Raw genomic sequence first — 19,687 nt, 5'->3', positions numbered from 1 at the left:
TGTATCCTTTTTGTTGTAGTCCGAAGGGATAGTAGTTATTCTCCTCTACAATCTCGTCATTGGTGATCGTCCCACTATTGTCGCGGTCTGTATAGGAGAGTCGAACGTTACCTAAATGGTCTGTGTACTGATAGGTATACTTAAATCCGGTTGCAGAAGGCTCTATATACCCCCCGGCATGTGGTATAAACTCTAGTGTACCGTTTTTATATTGTGCCCCACCGGCATATTCTGTTACAGTAGTATTTAATCCATCGGTAACCGTCTTTTTTAGCTTGCTACCCGTTGCATCATATACATAATTGATCTTTTTGCTACTACTGTTATCAAAGGTGATTTCCAGCGGTAGATCCATATGGTTATAAGTGATATTGGTGATCCCTTTGTTACGATCTATCGTCATACTACCATTATAGTCATACTCATAGTCATTACCAGTATTGGTACCATCTTTAAAACCATAGGTTTTATGAGCGGTATCGGTAACCTTTAGCAGTTTGTTCCCTTCATTATAGGTATATGTCAGATGATCCATGGCTCCAAATGTGGTTGCTGCCGCATTGGTATGCCCCTGCCTGTTTAGTGTCATGATATTACCCATCTTATCATAGGTAATGCCAGAGAGGGTATACCTGCCATCAGTACTGGTAGCAGTGGTAAGCCTGTTTAGGGCATCATACTGATATCCATACCCACGTTTGGTATGATCACTGGCAGTTTGCCAGGTGATCTCACTGATATTACCATTATATACTCCTGTAGCACCAAGATTTTCGGTCGGAGTCATATAATTAATGGCATATCCAAATAAATCTCCATTATCGGTAGTACCATTATTAATGGTTTTTAACCACCCTCTGATATTGTATTTGTAATCTACAGTCTGTAGTCCACCACCTACTTCTACGGCTGTTACCTGCCCCATTTTATCATAGCGATTTGCAGCGATGACTACCGGGGTTTGCCCGTTGATCTTTTGGGTTTGAGTCAGTACTCTCCCCTGATGATCATAGGTAAAACTATCTATGGTTACTATAGGGGTATTACTGCCTTTGGTATGTGTGGTTTTGCTTTGGATCACTTTTCCTACAAAGTCAATTTCGGTTTCAACAATATCGGTTGTGCTAAGATAGTCATTTTTACTCGCCGCATATACCGCTCTTGCTTTTTTATCATAATAGGTTACCGTGGTAATCCAGTCATTGGTATCCAGTATACGCACTTTGCTCCCCGTGGGTAGCGTTTTGGTATTGCTCGTTATTGGCACTCCATATACTGTACCAGGATTAGCAAGTCCTGCAGGGATATCAAAAACATAGTCATCATAGTAATTGATGGTATGTATTTTATACATGCTTGTCGGGTATGCTGCTTTGGTATAATATACCGTAGTTCCTCCAATAGTAATCGGGGTTGCACTTTTGGATTCATAGAGCTGATAGGTATCAGAGTTTACTCTGTTTTGTAATACTTTTCGGGTACTACCATTTAGTGCTACCCCGGTATAGGCCACCCTGCCATAGGTATCATATTTGATAAACAACCACTGATCCCAGGGTTTACCCGAGTTTTCTTTTCTTAAGCCAGCATCCTGTGTCATTACAGGCTGATCAAATTGGTTGTATACAATATACTCCCATCCCATACCTGGGGTTTTCTTTTCGATCAATCGGTTACGCTCATCGTATCGGTACTGATACATAAGCTCTTCCATTTCTATAGTCGAGATCCCATCGCCAGGAGTTACTTTTGGTGGGATGACATAGGTAAGATTACCAAAATCGTCATATACGTTATAGGTATCCAGCTCTTGCGCCCCATTATATGCTTTGCTTAGTACTACACGACCATTTTTATCGGTAAAGGATACGACAGTATTGTTAGTACCATCGGCAGCTTTCCAGTTTTCATTTTTTACAATGCTTTTGGTCAGTTGCCCGGCGGCATAGTGCCCATTAGCCACCAACGAAGGGTTTTTGCTATCTCCACCCACCATCACTACATCAAAGCGCAGTACGTCTGTAGCATTATTAAGGTCGTGCTCAGATTTTACAGTATGGCTATCGGGTTTGCTGCGATATACATTTTGATAGGTTACATATTGTATCTGTGTAAGATCATAAGTGATCTTATTATTAAACATCTGGTGTATCCCTTTGGAGACCGGTCTTGGATTGCTTCTTGTAGGGGTAATGGTCAGGTAATTATCCTGAATCCCCAATCTATAGTCGGTAAAATTACCATCTGCATCTTTAAGCACTCCCAAATCAATATTTTTGATCTCGTGTGAGATAGGGATATGTCTTAGTTTACCCAAAGGCAACTTATGCGTACCTCCGTTGGGAGCTGTGGTGTGAACACCTACCGTAAGGGTTCCATTTTCAATTTTAAAATTAACGTAATTGTTTAATAAAAGATCTCCATTTTGATACTGACTTGGCAGGTTGTTTTCTCCTTCGATATAAAAGATATCCTGCGCTTCCCAGAATTTATCATAACTCACCGTTGTAGGAAAATAGGTATACACAGGGTTTTCGTATTGTAGATCCCCTTCTATATATTTCCATGCGGCACCTGGTGCAGCGACCTCTTTGGTTCGACCAAGAGGAGATTGCTCATGAATTGTTTCGGCATATGCATTGACCTGCTCAGGATTGGTTATCCCAGCGAAATCATCGGCATAAGCAGTAAGGTAATAGGTATTGATATCCTTATTGGTATCTACTTTTCTATAACTCCCCAGTTCTCCGTTTTTGGTAAAAGGGAGGTATTGTTTTGATTGTCTTCCTAATCCGTCATACTCGGTATGGGCGATGATATCCCCATGTCTTGGTGTTTCTTGCTGATTAAGATCTGCTATTTTACTTTGGCTACCATCAAGCTTTTGTACCATAGGATTCCAGAAGTATTGTCGTACACTGGTATTGGTACTGTAATAGAGATAACTTCTAAATCTGGAGTTGGTTTTGGTACTGTTCCATTTAAACTCTCTACCATCCAGTACTCGATTGCCATTGGTGTCATATACCCCACTGATACCCTGATCACCACCAGTATAGTTGTGTGGATGGATCACTCCAACGATTAGATACCATGTATTTAGTTGTGGCAGATCCCCATACCAGAAGTATGGATTATCATGCACTCCACCATTAAGATCTGTAACATTTTGGGTACCATGATAGGTTTCTCCATCTTGAGATCCAGTTCGTTTTACCCAAACGCTATAGCGATATCCTACGGTATTATCAATATCAAAATAATCGGTATTCCAACCGCCATCACCATCGTTTTGGGGATCATTACCACATTTCCATAATAAGGACTGTGCTCCTGTAGGATCACCCCCTATTTCTCTTTGATTTTCTGAGGTTTGCCCATTCTGGTTAAAAAAAGATGTTCCTCCTGTTCCTGCAGTCCAATCCATCTGTAGTTGATTGGTTGCCGAAGATAATACCGGGCTAGCGCCTATGGCAATACTTTGTTTGGGTCTCCCCAATCCATCATAATATGTAATACTAGCTACCTTTTGATCCAAAGGAGCATTTTCAAATTGAGTTACTGTTTTAAACTCTTGCTGGGCTGATACTTTGAGCACGTGATTCTCATTACTACGGTGTATTTGCTGCGCAAATATCCCGGAGCAGGGTGCTATAAAAAATAAGCAGCAGATATATATATATAATTTTTGCATGTTATGTTTTTTAATATGTTGTACACTATTGAATATGTTTTGTTTTTAATGCGGGTGATCTCCAGGACCTCCCGGATCAATAGGGTCAACGTTATTACATCGCGAAGGGAAGAAATAGAAATCCATTCTTTTGGTATGTTTGGCTCCCGTAATCTTATCGGTTACGGTACATTCTATACTTTTGGATTCTCTACATTTATCTAAATATACACTAAAGGTATCTCCACTCCACTCACGACCATCACTACCTTTCCATTTGTATGTATATTGTCCTGATCCCGAGCTAGGGTGTACTTTAAACCTCTGATTATGATACGAACTATTGATATCAGAGAATACAGAGCTCCAGCTTTGACTTACTGTAGCTTGATTAACCGTTAGCGGTTTTACAAGATGAAACGTACGCCCGGTTACATTATCTGTAACATCACAGGTTACCCATCTGTTTGTACCATAAAAATCATATCCCAATTTCACATTAAATGATTTTTGGGTAGACAGAAAAGGAGAATTGGTTCTATTTATACTCCAGCTATAGCTATAGTTACCTGATCCCCCTTCAGAAATTGCTGTAAAGGTGGCATTGGTGTTTACTTTAACCGGTGATGCAAACTGAATATCTACATTATATGCAGCATATACAGTGACCTTTCTGGTTACACTTTTGGTGATACCCGTTACATTATCGGTAGCTTTAAAACGAACGGTTACCTCTCCAACATGGCTTTGATTAAACGTGAAAGGAAACGCTAGCTGGTTTACCGTTGTAATGGTACCATTTGGTGCTTCGAACTCCCATTTATAGGTATGATTAGGAGACCCTCCTTGTACAGATGCGTTAAAGTTAACAGGTTCTGTAGTGATCCCAAGTGTTGGAAACGTCGTGATTGAAGCTTCAAGAGGAGCATAACCAAGAGAATTTTCTGTATCGGCATAGTCATAATATATCTTTTCGAGAATATTTTTATCAGCATCTCTATTTTGTATCAAACGCCCTTTGCTGTCGTATTCATAATAGATGGTATACCCTCTGGGATCTGTAGTACTGGTCATCCCGATCAGGGGATCATAGGTATAGGTAGTTACTACGGCATTGGGTAGCGCCTGTCGTAGGGCATCCAGTGCTTGTCGTAGGGCTCCCTCGGTACCAGTATAATCCAGAGTGTGATCGATGTCTGCATTAGATTTTGCCTTTAAATCTGCAACATAAGATACGACCTGATCATAGGTAGCATTACCGATCTTGGCGATAGGATATACATCATGATATCCCCAGATGTATACCGCATGTGGGCTTTTGCCTTGTGATACCTCCAGAGGATTACCCTTATCATCATATTTATGATAAATGGTTTGCTCTGTTAGAGGGGTATTCTCTTTGGCTGCCTGTAGATTAGCAGGTAGGTAGTAGCCCGCATTCCAGATGGCAAAGTTTACTACCGCTGTACTCTGCTTTTTGGTGCCGGTAAAAGTTTCTGTTTTTACAGGAGAGGCAATACGATGATCGGTTATAAGCCTGGTATTATTTACCTGCGGGTGATAGGGGTAATAGTATGTTGCTTTTTTGGTTACCCCTTTAGAGTCTTGCTGTTCTTGAGATACTACCTGATTGTAGGTGTCATAGGTAAACTCTTGCATGCTTTCTGAAAAATCACTGGGATTAGTATCAGAATAGGTTTTACCTCGTACCCTTTTTTGTCTGGGCAGTACATTGGTTTCTTTATAGGCAGTGATTTTATAGTGTTTATTTTCTCCACTAGCTCCTGTACCTACTCCATGAATATATTCCTGTAGATTAAGCCATTGACCAGAGTTCACACTAATACCTACCTGGCTCATTAAAGTGTTGCAATACGTTTCAAATTCAGCTTGTGTACCATTGACGTAGTGTGATGCAAAAGGAGCAATATATAAGTTAAGAACACTGCCAGGAATCTGCGGATGGCTACTTTCTGCAAATAAACGTGCCCGTTGATCAATATGCCATTCTCTTTTTATCCCTGTGGTGGGCTGTACTCTGATTCCGTATGGGTAGTTAGGGTTTAGCGATTTACCATACCCGTCTACTTGTGCTGGTACTTTTTCATACTCATAAGTTTGCTCAGAGATCAGTTGATCTACATAAGGAAATACATCGGTATTGGTTTTATAAGTATGTACCGATTTTATGGGTACACCCCCTTCTACCTGCCCTGTAGGAGGTTTGTTATGATTACCAGAAACGGGAGGAGATGGGTATCTAAAGACATTAGGGTCTTCAAAGGTATACACGGTTTTTCCGTTTTTTACTTCTGTATCTCCATCCATATATCGGTTATACATACTCACCTGGCTATAGAATATACTTTTGTTTTTTGGGTTTCCGTCCCAGGAGATATCTCTACCACTTGATGCTAATGAGTCATCGATATAGTCGTATCGTTTTTCGGTACATTGCTGGGTATCCTCGGGGCAGTTTTGCACCGTATGTACTCGTATCCCGCCATAACTGCTATTGGTATTGGTGGTATTGGATTCGTAGTTAATATATGTTGCCCCTCCTGTCTTATAGGTTATGGTTTTTAGCGCTCCAGTAACGGTACTCTCAAAACTAGAAGCATCCGATGCTCCCGAAGTTATCTGATTACTCTGGCTTTTTGATCCTTTGTAGTATCCCCATTTATCCATTCTGGAGGTCACCTCTTCTTTATTATATTCAAAATCGGGCATCATATTCGCATCGTTTTGATGGTGATATGCAAAACCAAAAGTAAACTCGCTATCCCTTCTGATCTGGGTTAGGAGTTTTCTTTTTCCTGTGGTTGTCCAGTCATAGGTATGGATCAGTTTGTTATTAAAATCCTTGAGCTGGATATTGGCATATTGATAAAACGCTCCTCCAGCTACAGCCTGGGTATTAAAATGCAATGTCCCCTCTGCAAAGTTGATCTTCTTTAAAACCGGTACGGTTACATCTACATCCAATCGTATATGGCTATAGATATATGGATCTGCATGTGTGTCTGTTTCTCCATCTGCAACAGGAACTCCAGAACTTAAGTTGTACAAAAATTCCGATTGCCTTCCTTTTTGTGAATAGATTTTTGGAACAAAAGTTTTTATCTTCTGCAAGTGATTTTGATATTCAAAGGTGATTTGTTGGTTAGTATTCTTTGGCTGGATTGCTGTAAGATACCAGCTTCGAGCATATGAGAATTTAGCATCCGGATGAGGAATGAAAAGCCCACCGGTTTCATGTTTAGGTAAAAACACCTCTTTTGCTGCAAAGACATAGGTGACTCCTTCAGAGTCGATCACCTCAATGCTATTCCAGTTGAAGCTTACTTTTACATTATGATGAGACATCAAAACGGGTTGTCCGTTTAACCCCAGTTTAAACGAAAAATTAAGCCTACCTACACTTACATGAAACAAGTCTGGCTCTCCATCGATAAGTCCGTTGGCCAGGCGATAGGCATCATGCTCTTTCATCACTTTTTTGCCATTGGTCTGTGGGCTGTTATTAGGATCAAAATTATAATACGGATCCAGAATGGTCTGGCGTATGTTTTCTGAGCCGTAGTATCCTTTTGGGTGATCATCGGGTAGCCCTCGTACTTCTCTGGAGACCATCCCGGTAGCAGCAAGGCTCCACCCCAGACCGATATGAGAAGGTTGTTCTAATACCTTAAGACCCGTATATCGATACTGCAGTCCTACTCCCCAACTAACCCCATTTTGGCTAATGGTATAGATAGGTACTGCATATTGTGCGGCTCCTGTAGTAAGATCTACAGTGGCGCTACTGGCTTTGGCGGTTTTGGCAGCAGCAGGCGCAGCAGTGGCGGCAGGGGTATATCCCCCATAATAATCCTGCTGAGCAGTGGTGTATTGAAATAGTAATACTCCAATACATACACATAAATAACGTAAAAATGGATATTTCATATGTTAGTTTTTATTGTTTTAGAGGTCAAATGGAATTCGCCAGTAATCATCTCGGCTGGTATCAAGAATTGTTATGGCTCATTTCATATTTGTTGTTGTATTAATTGTTTTTTAATGCATGCCTTGATCAGATGTATGACTTTTGGCAATCGTAAATGTGTGTCGAGCAAAAAAACCCGAAGTAATTATGTCTTTATAGGCTCTATCCTTTTGTAAATCAGTGTATGTATCATGTTTTTGTATTCCTTTTTTGTTTCCATTATACTATGTTTTAAAGTTTTCCTGATGCAATATTAAGCGTAGCCAGTTTCATTTTTCGGAATTGGGGATTTTTTTTGTTTTTTTTGATGCCCGAAGATCGAAGTCCGGTGTCCGAAGCTTGAAGACCGATGACCGATGACGGAAGCCTGGTTGTTGTCTATCCCTAAATAATGCTGATCGTTTTTCATTTAGTTTTCGTTATTAATAACCTATGTGTTATTCCCAATTTGAATATAAATAGGTATCTATATATGTACTGAGTTGTGATTTTGTTACCCTTGATTATTGTTTTTTTTGAAGAGAGTTTGATGTTGAGGGTTTGAAGTCGGGTGTCGGAAGTCCGAAGACAGAAGCTTGAAGACGGAAGTCTGAAGTCCGGAGACCGAAGCCTGGTACTGGATGTCTGAAAACTATGTGCCTATCCCTAAACAATGTTGACCGTTTTTCATTTAGCTTTTGTTATTAAAAAGAGGCTATCTAAAAAGTATATAGTACCCAATTGTCAGTCTGAGCTTGTCCAAGACTAATTGATTATCAATAATCTAAGAACTTCAGCAAGCTCTGTTTGACAAAAAAATACTTTTTAGACAGTCTCTTTTTGCATTGTTTTGTGAATATGGACATCAATCTCCTACAATAATTCTTGCTGCCAGATAACCGTTATAAAAAGTAGTGTTGGTTCGCTTAAAACGTTTCATAACCTTGTCTAACTTACTGGTAAGCAAAGTGGTAGTTTGATCAAAAAGGTCTGACAGGTCAGTGGTTGCTTGTTTTTGGGCAATACGATATTGCCGTGGCTCGCCGTTAAGCACCAAAAAGCTATCAAAACTGGTTTTGAGATCGGTAACCTGATCCTCTGTCACTCCATAATCCCCAAGTGGAGCTACATTTTGATCCAATAGTGCAATAGTCTCGGTTATTACCGTTACAAAATCCTGATTGCGTAATCGATATAGGTCAGAAAATGATTTTGCAGCCTTTTGCTCTAATACCGCATTACCTTCTATCGCTGCGTAGGCTTCTAGGGCATCATTAAGAATATCCCCTTTTTCTGAAACAAAACGCTTTTGAGTAGTTTTATTAGCACCTAGAAAAACTCTGGAGGCTTCTTGTCCTTCTTTACTATCTCCAATTTGAAGCAATAATTCGTCAAACTCATTTTTAAAAGTAACTAATACAGGCACACCGTTCCAGATATTGGTGTTGGTGTCCATAAATGTTTGTACAGCCTGGTACATCTCTAATCGATTGATCTGTCTTTGATCCATAAAAATTGGTTTTTAAGTGATTAATAATTCGTGTGTTAACACCTATTCGAATATAAATTGGTATATGTATATGTAATGAGTTGAGATTATGTTACCCGTGATTGTTGATTTTTTTGAATAATCAATCATTTTTTAGTGTAAATAATTCTTGCAGTCATGTAACTATGCCTTGCAGTACTGTAGATACCTCTTGCAGCGATGTAAATGTGTCTTGCAGCACTGTAGATGCCTCTTGCAGCGATGTAAGTGTGTCTTGCAGTACTGTAGATGCCTCTTGCAGCGATGTAAGTGTGTCTTGCAGTACTGTAGATGCTTATTGTAATGATGTAAGTGTGTCTTGCAGCGCTGTAGATGCTTATTGCACTACTGTTGTCGGGAGTTTTGAGAGTTTTAAGTTGAGGATCGAAGACGGAAGCTTGAAGTCCGATGACCGATGTCTGAAGTCGGACATATGTCCTTGAGGGCTTGGTGGGAGGCATATGGCTAAAACTTTACCTTATTTTGCCGCGGTTTTCCATTCGTCTATACAATATATTCAACTGGTCAACAAAAATTTTACATTGACCTAATTCTTCTCATTATAGTGCTGTGTTTGCTATACTTTTATCACATGGTTTAAGTAAATACATTGTCATCAATACAAAACAGAGATATGAGCTTTTACTCATCTCTATAAAGTAGCAATTACATATTAGTTTTCGTTTAAATTACCCCTAACAATAACTATCAAGCTCAAAGCCGAAGTACACAAGATTTATGACTGTAGTACTTCGGCTTTAGTGTTTTGGGTGTTTGAAGACAAAGGTCGAAGGATGCATGAAATAGTAAGAACCATAGTTTATAGCAATCTTGTTTAGATTGAATGTAATATTGTGTGAAGTGATATTATATCTACCTGGTTGATGGTTTATCATCAATAAGTTGTTATTTTTGCCTACCAAAGTTTTATAAAGATGTACCCTAAGAACCTACTTACCTGCGCCTTACTTGTTTTTATGGCTTTTGCCAGCTATGCTCAAAACCCTCAAAGCGAGCAAGATTCTTTACACACAAAAGATCTTCCTAAAAAGCCTACAACATGGCAAATGATCAAATATGATGGATTGTCGATATATGGTGGAGTAAAACATACATATACACAACCTTTTAGGTGGAAAGAAAAAGATTGGGCTACTTTTGGGGGGATTATAGCAGGGACTACCGCTTTATTGGCGCTGGATGAGCCTGCTGATGATTATTTCAGAGATCAGGCAGAAGATATTCCCGATGGAATAAAAGAAGTTGGTTTTCGCTTTGGAAAACCTCTGGTCAACTATGGATTAACAACCAGCGTGTATGCATTAGGGCTCATAACAAAAAATGAAAAAATCAGAAAAACAGGAGTTCTCTTGATTGCTTCGGCTACCGCCGGAGGGCTATTCCAGACGGTTAGTAAAACATTAGTTGGTCGTGCGCGACCTACTATGGATGAGGGGAATTTAAGTTTTCGGTTTTATTCTAGTGAGGCTGGTTATCATTCTTTTCCTTCGGGACACACCATTCTTTCATTTACAACAGCGTATGCCATTGGAAAACAATTCAAGAACCCATTTATAAAAGGAGGTATTTATGCCGTTGGACTAATTTCGCCTGTTTCTCGTTTGTGGGAAGGGGCACATTGGCTTACCGATGTAACTCTTGGTATTGCGATTAGTATAATCATGGTAGATGGAATAGATAACTATTTGAAGAAAAATGAACGCTACGCCTATAATAAAAAGGACAAAATAAAATGGAATCTTACCTTGGGGGCCGGACGAATAGGAGTAGTAGGTCGATTTTAACCCGGATTATCAATGTTGCTTAGTTTAAGGTAATTAATATCGAATGATGAAGTTTGAAGTCTGAAGACGGAAGTCCGAGGTCGGGAGTCGGATGTTGGGTGTGTGGTTAAAGTTTTACCTTATTTTGCAGTAGTTTCCCATTCGTCTATACAATACATTCAATTGGTCGATAAAAATTTTGCATTGATCTAATTCTTCTCATCATAGTGCTGTGTTTGCTATACTTTTATCACATGGTTTAAGTAAATACATTGTCATCAATACAAAACAGAGATATGAGCTTTTACTCATCTCTATAAAGTAGCAATTACATATTAGTTTTCGTTTAAATTACCCCTAACAATAACTATTGATCTCAAAGCCGAAGTACACAAGATTTATGACTGTAGTACTTCGGCTTTAGTCTTTTGGGTGTTTGAAGACAGAGGTCGGGAGTTTGAAGTCCGAAGAGGGAAGTCCGGGGTCCGAGGTCGGGAGTCGGATGTTGGGGGGTACATCAATAGTAGTCTGTAGAAGTTCTAATACATCTTGTTTTAATCAAATTCTTTTTGGTAATAGGTAGCTGCATCTTGTAGTAGTAGATCTAGGTATTTGTTTTCTGCTTCGAGTCGAGTTTCATCCCAGTTTAGATATTTAATAAGGTCTTCCTGAACTAGTTTTCTATATTGATGTATGCTATTGATATCAAAATAAAGCCTACCTGTTCTTCTTACAAAAAAATCCGCCAGACCATTGGTCATCTCATAGTGAACACTATACCAAAGTTCGGCTCTAATTAATCGATCGATCACTTCATCATTTGCAAAATAACTCACTTTATCAATAATAATATCTGCTTGTTTTCCATAAGTCGACACCAGATACCATCCATAATAAGGATCTTCTATTTTTAATTCTTTAAGTTGTTGTGCAACCTGATTCAAATATGCATTTACTTCTTCTGTATCTTTTAATGGTTCGCTGGTTAATGCTATTTTTTCGGTATACGATTTAGAAAATTTATTTCTTCGTTTATCGCTCATGGTTTTAAGCACAGTATCAATTACCCTTTGTGCCATTTTGCGATACCCCGTTAGTTTTCCGCCGGCTATAGAGATCAATCCTGTTTTTGACACAAATATCTCATCCTTTCTAGACAATTCTGAAGGATCTTTACCATCTTCATGAATCAACGGTCTTAGTCCAGCCCAATTAGACTCAATATCATCTTGTGTAAGTTTTAAATCGGCAAACATATGATTTACTGCATTTAGTAGATATGCTGCATCTTCCTGAGTGGCAACTACTCTATTTAGATTAGCGCTGTAATCTGTATCTGTTGTTCCTACATAGGTTGCTCTTCCTCTGGGGATAGCAAAAATCATTCTTCCGTCTGGTACATCAAAATAAATAGATTGAGTAAGTGGAAATCGTTCTCTAGAAAATACAAGATGTACTCCTTTTGTAAGGTGCAGGTGCTTATTATTCATAGAGTGATCTTTTTCTCTCAACAGATCTACCCACGGTCCTGCTGCCGAAACAAAATTTCTGGATCTAATGGTAAAACTTTCTTTTGTATTATGGTCTATGCATTGTAAGCTCCTAATTTTGTCATTTTCATCATAATTAAAAGAGGTCATCTCGCAATAGTTAATGCTATTAGCACCAAAAGAAGCTGCTTTCTTCAATAATTCTATAGTAAGTCGAGCATCATCAGTTCTATATTCTGCATAATACCCTCCTCCTGTAAGTCCTTCTTTACTAAGCAGGGGTTCTTTGTCTAATGTTTCCTGGGTACTTAGTATTTTTCGTTTGTCGTCTCCTTCAACATTAGCCAGGAAATCATATACTTTAAGCCCAATTGATGCCATTATTTTACCATAGGTACCTCCCTCAATAAGGGGGAGTAACATTTTTTCGGGAACTACCAAATGTGGAGCTATTTTATGAACCATTGCTCGTTCACTGCCTGATTCTTTTACCAAACCGATTTCCATCTGTTTTAGATACCTGAGTCCTCCATGGATAAGTTTTGTGGATTTATTGCTGGTTCCCGAGGCAAAATCATTTTTCTCAACCAAACATACTTTTAACCCTCGTGATGCTGCATCCAAGGCTATTCCTGCTCCCGTAACTCCTCCTCCGATTACAACAAGGTCATATTTTTTATTTTTGGCATTGCGCAACTGCGCTTTACGATCTAAGACCGAAAATCGAATAGGTCCTTCTTCTTTTACCGCAAGCATATTGGTATGTACTGTTTTGGTACGTTCTACAGCTTGTTGCCAGCCCATATACTTTCGACTTCTCTCATGTTCGGTGATTTCGGGCACAAATACCTTATCTACAGTTCTTATTTTTGGAATATCTTTCTTGGTCCAGATTCCTGCTTTGATCCCAGCCAAAAATGCAACCCCCATTGCGGTTACTTCTACCATCTTTGGGCGGTCTACATCTACATTAAGAATATCAGATTGAAACTGCATAAGGTAATCATTGGCAGATGCTCCCCCATCGACCTTGAGCTCTTTCATCTGTTTTTTACTATCTTCTACCATAGCTTCGAGCACATCGCGCGTTTGGTAGGCTATGGCTTCTATAGTAGCTTTAATGATTTCATTTTTGCCAGAGTCCAACGTAAGACCATATATTGCTCCTTTGGCTTGCATATCCCAGTGTGGCGCTCCTAATCCCGCAAAGGCAGGAACTACATACAGATCATTTGTAGAAATTGTAGATGTACAGATGGCTTCAGTTTCTGCTACATTATCAATTATGTTGAGTTTATCTCGTAACCATTGCACAGAGGCTCCTCCTACAAAAATACTGCCTTCTAATGCATATTTTATAGGTGTATCGGGAAGACTGCAGCATAAGGTTGTTACTAATCCATTTTGGGATTCATACGGTTTTTTACCTGTATTAAGTAGCATAAAACAACCTGTCCCATAGGTGTTTTTGGCAATTCCGGTTTTGTATCCTCCTTGTCCAAACAATGATGCCTGCTGATCTCCGGCAACTCCATAAATAGGGACTCTTTGTCCCTTATATTCTATGCTTCCAAAATCTGATGATGAGTATTGAACCTTTGGCAAAATGGATTTTGGAATATCCATGGCAGATAATAATGTTTCATCCCAATCCAAGTTAATGATGTTATATAGCATTGTTCTTGAAGCATTAGTATGATCTGTGAGGTGATATTTGCCTTTTGTAAACTTCCAAATTAACCAGGTATCTATGGTTCCGAATAACAAATCTCCTTTTAGAGCTTTGTCTCTGGCGCCTTCAACATTATCTAATATCCATTTTAACTTGGTTCCAGAAAAATAAGAATCAATTACTAATCCTGTATTTTTAGACACATATTCGCTTAATCCCTGCGCTTTTAAGTTTTCACATATTTTGGTCGTTCTTTTATCCAACCAAACAATTGCATTGTAAATAGGTTTACCGGTATTTTTATCCCAAACCACAGTAGTCTCTCGCTGATTTGTAATCCCAATCCCTGCTATTTCTTCGATAGAAACATTGGATTTTTCAATAACATCACTAAATACTTCTTCCTGATGGTTAAAAATCTCAATAGGGTCATGCTCTACCCATCCTGATTTTGGGTAATACTGAGTTAATTCTTTTTGAGAAATCCCGCAAATCTCTCCCAAATTATTAAAAATAATAGCCCTTGTACTCGTTGTTCCCTGATCAAATGAAATGATATACTTTTTTACCATATTTGAATATTTGTCTGTAATCCTTTTTCTTTTTGAAGTGGTGTTTATAGAAAAACGATAACCCTAGATTATGTATTAGGGTTAAACCAATAATATAGTTCAAAAAAGATAATCACACAAGATATCCTGTATTATAATAGTGTCATTTATTACAAAAATGAAATTGTTTTAATGAGTAGAATCTCTAAGGATCAAAGATGTTTTGACAACCTCTGTTTTTGTTTTATAGTTCTCAACAAAATTATCTAATTGATCAACTAGAATTTGAGCAGCTCTTGCTCCCAAATTCTCGGCATGCTGGGATACGGTTGTAAGTTTTGGATATGAATGTTTAGACAATAAACCATCTGTAAATCCAATAACCGAAATATCTTCAGGGATTTTATATCCTAACTTATTTGACATATTTATTGTGATTGCCGCGGCTGTTTCATCTAATCCCAGAACCGCATCAATATCATTATCTTTAAGAAATTGCTCTATCTCTTGTTCATTGTTATTAGAGTTCTTCACTGCCAGGTCTATTATAGAGTCTTTGACTAACAATTCTATTAAGGAAGCCTGATCATTAGCACCAATAGCTTCTCTTGCTCCTTCTAAACGTAGTTTTGCCACACTTAGATCCCCAATTGTTGTAATCACCGCTATCTTTTTACAACCTGTATCGATTAGATATTGCACCGCTGTTTTTGATGCTTGTTTATCATCTACAATCACCTTATCGCATTCTATCTCTTCTGTTACTCTATCAAACATTACAATAGGAACATTGTCTCTTTTTAGTTCTTTAAAATGTTCAAATTTGTTAAGCACCTGCGTTTCCTGACTTAGAGATACAATAAAACCATCAACGCTACTATAGTTTAACATCTCTACATATTCTACCTCTTTCTTATAAGATTCATTTGTAATGCAAGTCACAATCTTATATCCTTTTTCTGAGGCTTCTTGTTCGATACCATACAGAACCTTTGCAAAAAAATGATTCAGTATTTCTGGTAGTATGATTCCTATTGTTTTTGTTTTATTACTTTTTAAACTTACTGCCAGTGCATTTGGTTTATAATTATAAAAATCAGCAAGTTCATGCACTCTAATAATGGTCTTTTGACTAATTTCTGGATCGTTCTTTAATGATTTTGAAACTGTAGAAATAGAAAGATTTAATTCTCTGGCAAGTTGTTTAAGGGTTACTTTTTTCCTCATAGTTTCAATTTATACATCATATTTAATAGGAAGAACTGTAGAACTTCGGCGCCTAAATTAAGCTTTTTTCTTAATGTAGTATTAATATGTCGATCAGTTTGTAGTATTATTCCGATTTTTTTGTTAAAAAATCGACTTCTTTATTAATTAGCATTTTTTATCTTACCTATTCTTTTGTATCTAGAAATAAAATAATTTTATTGTAAGTATTAATATAATAATCACGACAGATGTCATGTCTGTAATCAAAACAAAAACTATATGTCAAAAACATATTATGACCCAGCTGACTTAAGAAAATTTGGAAAAATCACAGAATGGAGTGAAGAATTAGGCACTAAATTCTTTGACTACTACGGAAAAGTTTTTGAAGAAGGGGCATTGAGTGCACGCGAAAAATCATTAATAGCTCTTGCCGTTTCTCATGTAGTAAAATGCCCTTATTGTATTGATGCATACACCAAAGATGGATTACAGCGAGGTATAACAAAGGAAGAAATGATGGAGGCTGTACATGCTGGTGCTGCTATAGAAAGTGGAGCTACATTAGTACATGGTGTACAAATGATGAATAAATATGAAAAACTCTCGATGTAAGTTAATCATGAGTTTCCTTTCTATCAATGATTATCTACCATCCCTCTCAGGACAGACAAAATCAATAAAAACAGAAATTACTCACTCAAATTACATCAGCCCCAAAGAAGTATAACCCAAGAATAGAAGATGACAGAAGCCAAAAAAAAACAATCTTTACATAAACGCAATGATCAGCTTGCAAATGCCAATAGGCAGTTAGAGATTTTAAGTAATGGAATTTTTGCTAATGGTGAGCTTCCTAAGTTTGCCGATAAAATTGCAGAAATCGGTCATTCTCCTTTGCGTCCTAAAAAACTGGAAATCCTACAAATCAATGTTGGATATATGTGTAATCAGGTCTGTGAACATTGCCATGTTGATGCAGGTCCTGATCGTAAGGAGATTATGACCAAAGAAACCATGCAGCAATGCCTAGAGGTTATCAAAAAAACGGGAGCTCATACTCTTGATTTAACAGGTGGAGCACCCGAAATGAACCCAAATTTTAGATGGTTTGTAGAAGAAGCCAGTAAAGCAGGGATTAAAGATTTTATTGTACGTAGTAATCTAACCATTATTAGAGCTAATAAAAAATACTACGATCTTCCAGATTTTTTTAAACAACACAATGTACATGTAGTATCATCGATGCCACATTGGACCAGAGGAAAAACCGATAAACAAAGAGGTAATGGTGTTTTTGACAAATCTATAAAAGCGCTTCAGGAATTAAATGATAGAGGGTATGGTATGCCCGGAAACAACCTTCGATTGGATTTGGTTTATAATCCTTCTGGGGCATTTTTACCGGGAGATCAAGCATCGATGGAAAAAGATTTTAAAAAAGCACTATTAGAAGATTTTGGAATTCAATTTCATAACCTATTTGCGATTACTAATTTACCCATTAGTAGGTTTCTGGATTACTTAATTGCCTCAGAAAACTATGAAGACTATATGTATGCTTTGGTCGATGCATATAATCCATCGGCAGTAGCAAATGTAATGTGCACTAATACTATTTCTGTAAGTTGGGATGGGTGGTTATATGACTGTGATTTCAACCAGATGCTCGGTCTTAAAGTAGCTAGTAAAGTGAAACATATAAGTGAGTATAATGAAGAATTACTTCAGAATAGAAATATTATTATCTCGCAACACTGCTATGGGTGTACTGCAGGAGCAGGAAGTAGTTGTCAAGGAACTGTAGCATAATACCATTCAGTCCTATGCACTATTTTACAATTTCAACACTACTATTCTTATCAATATTTACCAGGGCTCAGAATTCACTGGATGAATTACTGGATCAATACAATAACAAAAGTATTCCTTATATTTCAGTTTCGGCATTAAAAATCGTTCAGGATACAGTTGTGGTATTGGATGCTAGAGAAGAAAAAGAGTATAACATTAGCCATTTAAAAAATGCTATCCATGTAGGTTATGATCATTTTAAAATAGCATCAATAACACAGCAACACTTATCAAAGAACACCCATATAGTTGTTTATTGTAGTTTGGGAATTAGATCAGAAGATATCTCAGAAAAGCTACAGAAAGCCGGATATAAGAATGTTTATAATTTGTATGGAGGTATTTTTGAATGGAAAAACAAAGGTTATCCTGTATTAAACTCTAATGGTAAACTAACAAATGAAGTACATGCCTATTCTGAAGAATGGGGAAAATGGTTGCTTAAAGGAACAAAAATCTACTCGAATTGAAAGACAAAAATTTACTTCTAATCTTTACCCGAAACCCGGAATTGGGAAAATGCAAAACACGATTAGCCGCAACTATTGGGGATACGGCAGCTTTAGATATTTATAAGTTTCTATTACAACACACAGTAGGAATCACCAAAAATCTTACCGTAGATAAAGAAGTACATTATTCTGTAAAAGTGAGAGAAAATGATTTCTGGAATCCCGAAATTTATGATAAAAAACAACAAGTCGGTGATGATTTAGGGCAACGTATGGAGCATGCTTTTGCAACAGGATTTGCGAATGGATATCAAAATATAATTATCATAGGCAGTGATATGTATGATTTGAGTCAAAAAGACATCGAAAATGCATTTCTAGCATTAGAATCCCATGAATATGTAATTGGTCCTGCCGAAGATGGAGGGTATTACTTATTTGGAATGAAATCCTTAAATTCACAAGTTTTTAAAAATAAAACCTGGGGAACAGATACTGTTCTTCAAGACACATTAAAAAATATTAAAGACAACAACCTAAAATTACTGGAAGAACGCAATGATGTTGATTACTATGAAGATATTAAAGACATTGCCGTTTTCCAGAAATTTATAAGCTAACAAAATTATTATGATCAAATACATCGAAGAGACAACAGAATTCCTTCGGGAAAAAGGTTTTGAAAACCCTGAAATAGGAATTATTCTAGGAACTGGTCTAGGAAGATTAATTAATGAAATTGAAATTATTAAAGAGGTAAGCTACAATCATATTCCAAATTTCCCAACGGCTACTGTAGAGTTTCATAAAGGAAAATTAATTTATGGAAAATTAGAGGGTAAAAATGTTATGGTTATGCAAGGTCGTTTTCATCTATATGAAGGGTACACCCTTCAGGATGTAACCTACCCTGTTCGTATAATGCATAAACTAGGAATCAAAACCTTACTGGTTTCTAATGCCTCTGGAGCTATTAATCTCAATTTCAAAAAAGGAGAATTAATGCTTATCGATGATCATATCAACTTGCAAGGAGGATCTCCTCTGGCCTTTAAAGGTGTAGAGCAGTTAGGAAGTCGTTTTACAGATATGAGTGCCCCTTACAATCCTGATATTAATGCCAAGCTCCAATCTATTGCCAAAGATCATGACATTGATCTTCATAAAGGAGTGTATGCCTCTGTTGTCGGACCACAACTCGAAACCAGAGCAGAATATCGTTACCTCAAAATTATTGGAGCGGACGCAGTAGGAATGAGCACTGTGCCCGAAGTAATTGTAGCTAATCATTTAGACCTTCCTGTAGGAGCAGTATCTGTTTTGACCGATGAATGCGATCCTGATAATTTAAAACCAATCAACATTGATGAGATTATTGCAATGGCAGGAAAAGCAGAACCCAAGATGATATTACTATTCAAAGAACTTATTAAATCATTATAAGCCAGATGAAAGTTTTACCCATCCTTTTCGACAAAAGCAATTACAACCCAAAATAAGCTATATT

At 37.6% G+C, this 19,687-nt stretch carries 12 protein-coding genes; 7 read left to right on the top strand and 5 right to left on the bottom strand.

What is annotated here, in order from left to right:
• From C1X07_RS08725 to C1X07_RS08715, 3 genes are all read right to left on the bottom strand, one after another.
• On the bottom strand, positions 1-3,694 hold a 3,694-nt coding region (locus C1X07_RS08725; protein ID WP_241507217.1), incomplete at its 3' end, for a DUF6443 domain-containing protein.
• Positions 3,695-3,739: 45 nt separating this feature from the next.
• Positions 3,740-7,621: an RHS repeat domain-containing protein gene (locus C1X07_RS08720; protein WP_103069586.1), complete on the bottom strand. Its 3,882-nt coding sequence runs from the start codon at positions 7,619-7,621 to the stop codon at positions 3,740-3,742.
• A gap of 884 nt (positions 7,622-8,505) precedes the next feature.
• Positions 8,506-9,150 carry a hypothetical protein gene (locus tag C1X07_RS08715; protein ID WP_103069585.1) on the bottom strand — a complete coding sequence of 215 codons (645 nt, stop codon included), beginning with the start codon at positions 9,148-9,150 and terminating at the stop codon, positions 8,506-8,508.
• A gap of 113 nt (positions 9,151-9,263) precedes the next feature.
• Here C1X07_RS08715 and C1X07_RS24765 point away from each other — a divergent pair, with 113 nt between their 5' ends.
• Both C1X07_RS24765 and C1X07_RS08710 read left to right on the top strand, forming a co-directional pair.
• The gene (locus C1X07_RS24765) at positions 9,264-9,611 is read left to right on the top strand and encodes a hypothetical protein (protein ID WP_164914123.1); all 348 of its coding nucleotides are present in this window, start codon (positions 9,264-9,266) and stop codon (positions 9,609-9,611) included.
• A gap of 492 nt (positions 9,612-10,103) precedes the next feature.
• Entirely contained in the window at positions 10,104-10,973 is an 870-nt protein-coding gene (locus tag C1X07_RS08710; protein ID WP_241507216.1) for a phosphatase PAP2 family protein, read from the top strand.
• Between the two features lie 533 nt (positions 10,974-11,506).
• Here the strand turns inward: C1X07_RS08710 and glpK are convergent.
• Together glpK and C1X07_RS08700 are read right to left on the bottom strand one after the other, a co-directional pair.
• Positions 11,507-14,686 carry a glycerol kinase GlpK gene (gene glpK, locus C1X07_RS08705; protein ID WP_103069584.1) on the bottom strand — a complete coding sequence of 1,060 codons (3,180 nt, stop codon included), beginning with the start codon at positions 14,684-14,686 and terminating at the stop codon, positions 11,507-11,509.
• A 168-nt stretch (positions 14,687-14,854) separates the two neighbouring features.
• The gene (locus C1X07_RS08700; RefSeq protein WP_103069583.1) at positions 14,855-15,892 is read right to left on the bottom strand and encodes a LacI family DNA-binding transcriptional regulator; all 1,038 of its coding nucleotides are present in this window, start codon (positions 15,890-15,892) and stop codon (positions 14,855-14,857) included.
• Between the two features lie 261 nt (positions 15,893-16,153).
• Between C1X07_RS08700 and C1X07_RS08695 the strand changes: the two genes are divergently transcribed.
• From C1X07_RS08695 to C1X07_RS08675, 5 genes are all read left to right on the top strand, one after another.
• Entirely contained in the window at positions 16,154-16,489 is a 336-nt protein-coding gene (locus C1X07_RS08695) for an arsenosugar biosynthesis-associated peroxidase-like protein (protein WP_025742421.1), read from the top strand.
• Positions 16,490-16,618: 129 nt separating this feature from the next.
• Positions 16,619-17,686 carry an arsenosugar biosynthesis radical SAM (seleno)protein ArsS gene (arsS, locus tag C1X07_RS08690; RefSeq protein WP_103069582.1) on the top strand — a complete coding sequence of 356 codons (1,068 nt, stop codon included), beginning with the start codon at positions 16,619-16,621 and terminating at the stop codon, positions 17,684-17,686.
• A 14-nt stretch (positions 17,687-17,700) separates the two neighbouring features.
• Entirely contained in the window at positions 17,701-18,198 is a 498-nt protein-coding gene (locus C1X07_RS08685; protein WP_103069581.1) for a rhodanese-like domain-containing protein, read from the top strand.
• On the top strand, positions 18,195-18,800 hold the full coding sequence (locus C1X07_RS08680; protein WP_103069580.1) for a TIGR04282 family arsenosugar biosynthesis glycosyltransferase: 606 nt from the start codon (positions 18,195-18,197) through the stop codon (positions 18,798-18,800). The genes C1X07_RS08685 and C1X07_RS08680 overlap by 4 nt, the downstream gene beginning before the upstream one ends.
• A gap of 10 nt (positions 18,801-18,810) precedes the next feature.
• Positions 18,811-19,623, top strand: a complete 813-nt coding sequence (locus tag C1X07_RS08675) for a purine-nucleoside phosphorylase (RefSeq protein WP_103069579.1) — start codon at positions 18,811-18,813, stop codon at positions 19,621-19,623.
• Positions 19,624-19,687: the final 64 nt, after the last annotated feature.

Origin of the sequence: Aquimarina sediminis (assembly GCF_002895435.1) — a bacterium.
Taxonomy (GTDB): domain Bacteria; phylum Bacteroidota; class Bacteroidia; order Flavobacteriales; family Flavobacteriaceae; genus Aquimarina; species Aquimarina sediminis.
The sequence above is the reverse complement of the archived record's forward strand: the minus strand, read 5'-3'. Positions and strand labels throughout refer to the sequence as shown.